This window comes from Candidatus Cloacimonadota bacterium, assembly GCA_034661015.1.
In the GTDB taxonomy this organism is placed as follows: Bacteria; Cloacimonadota; Cloacimonadia; order JGIOTU-2; family JGIOTU-2; genus JAYEKN01.
The window spans coordinates 1-2065 of the sequence record JAYEKN010000227.1 but is presented as its reverse complement, the minus strand read 5'-3'; the positions used below and the strand labels follow the sequence as shown (position 1 = coordinate 2065).

Annotated in this window: 2 protein-coding genes; both read right to left on the bottom strand. The window is 33.8% G+C overall.

The window, feature by feature from the left end; translation table 11 throughout:
* The coding region (locus U9P79_08565; protein ID MEA2104674.1) for a DUF5658 family protein at positions 1-339 on the bottom strand (339 nt) is incomplete at its 3' end.
* Positions 340-620: 281 nt separating this feature from the next.
* Positions 621-2009: an HD domain-containing phosphohydrolase gene (locus tag U9P79_08560; GenBank protein ID MEA2104673.1), complete on the bottom strand. Its 1389-nt coding sequence runs from the start codon at positions 2007-2009 to the stop codon at positions 621-623.
* Positions 2010-2065 lie beyond the last annotated feature (56 nt).

Genomic DNA, 2065 nt, shown 5'->3' with positions numbered 1-2065 from the left:
CTTAAACATTGAGTGCAATTTTATATGTTTTCTGACTATTTTGTAATTATTTCTAACGATTAGGATAAAAATGATGTTTGCAACAATCAAGGTAATGATAATATCAACAGGTTCATTAAGGAAATAGTAAATCATTAGCGGGTAGATGATTAGCAGAATGGATTTGAGAATTAGCATACCTTTTTTTAAGCCGAATTTTTTAATGAAAAAGCGTGCAATCGGATTTTTTTCTCGTCTCCAACCAAAAGCAGAAATTACTTTGTAGGTGGAATCGTAATCCATTATATTTAAAATAGTAAAAATAAATAGCAAAAGGATAAAAGCCAGTAAGTAAAGCATATTTTTGTTTGAAGTAACTAATTTTTGAACAATTTGGAGGACGATTTCCCAGATTTTACATATTTAAAATATTACCCTTGTGAAATCCCAGTGAAATCCCAGTGAAATAAAAAAGATAACAGCATTTCACGGGATAAATAAAAAAGATAAAATCATTTCACCCGAATGAAATATCGAAAAAAACAGATTTCACTGGGCAGGCGGGATAAATAAAACAGATAATCCGCCGGCTGGCGGACACGAGGCAGGCGGATATTTTACTCCAAAGAACAGGGCTCCCGTTAGTTTGGTTTTTCATTGAGGGTGAAATTATCGTTTTCAAAGAGATCCACACAGGCATCCACGATTTTCGAATCATAAAGAGTTCCCTTTCCATTTTCGATTTTCTGCAAAGCTGCTTCTATACCCAGCTCTCCTCTGTATGGTCTGCTCGAACACATAGCTGATACAACATCTGCAACTATTATTATTTTGGCTGGAAGGATAATTTCAGAACCCTTCAAACCGTTTGGATAACCGGAACCATCAAGCTTTTCGTGGTGCTGTAAAACCGTCTGTGCTACAGGCCAGGGGAAATCAACTTCATTCAAAATGTCATATCCGGTCTGAGGATGCTCTTTGATAAAATTATATTCATAGGAAGTTAATTTTCTTGGTTTATTTAGAATCTCACCAGGTATCTTGATTTTTCCAATATCGTGTAAAAGACCGGTAATTCTTATTCCCTCAACCTCATCTTCAGATAAACCCAATTTTTCAGCTATTGCAGAAGAAAGTGCTGCCACTTTTCTTAAATGTCCACCGATATATTGATCCCGTAATTCCATTGCGGAAGCTAATGCCATTACAGTGTCGCAAAAAACATTTTTGATTTTCAGATAACTTTTTTCTAATTTAATTTCTGCTAATTTTCGCTTGGTAATATCCTGAACCGCACCAAAAATTCTTATAACTTTATTTTGCGACTCATCGTAAATGGGTTTTAGTCTATCATTGATCCAGATGATCTTTCCCATTTTATTATAAATTCTATATTCAATTGAAACGGATTCGTTTTTTAATAGCTTTCCGATGGCATCCTTGAGAATGACCTGATCGTGTGAATATATATGACTGATCCATGTATTGAAATTTTCAACTTCTTTTTTTGAATAACTTGTTACACGTTGAAACGCTTTTGATATCCATTCAAATGAAAGGTTGTCCGCCGAATCGCAAATTAATGAATAAAAGAAATCTGATGAGAGTTCTGAAATAATCCGATGGCGCTGCTCACTCGTAACAAGCTGTTGCTCAATCTTATATTTGTATAACGCCATTTCCACCGTAACCCTCAGTTCGCGTAAGGAATATGGTTTAATAACGTATCCGAATGGATCGGATAATTTTGCCTTATCCAAAATTTTATGGTTAGAATATGCTGTCAAAAAAACTACAGGTATTTTGTATTTATTTTTGATAATTGTAGCCAACTCAATTCCATCCATCTCACCACGCAATTGTATATCCAACAATGCAATATCAGGAGCAAATTTTTCTATTTCCTGCAAGGCTTTTTCTGCGGAACTTATTGGTTTATTAGCAACATAACCGATATTTTGCAATTTCAGCATTATATCATTCCCTATTAAAAAATTGTCTTCAACTAAAAATACTTTTGTCTGTTGCATAAGTCAATCCTTAAATAAATTCAATTTCACAATAATTACTAATTTAATTTTTTAAA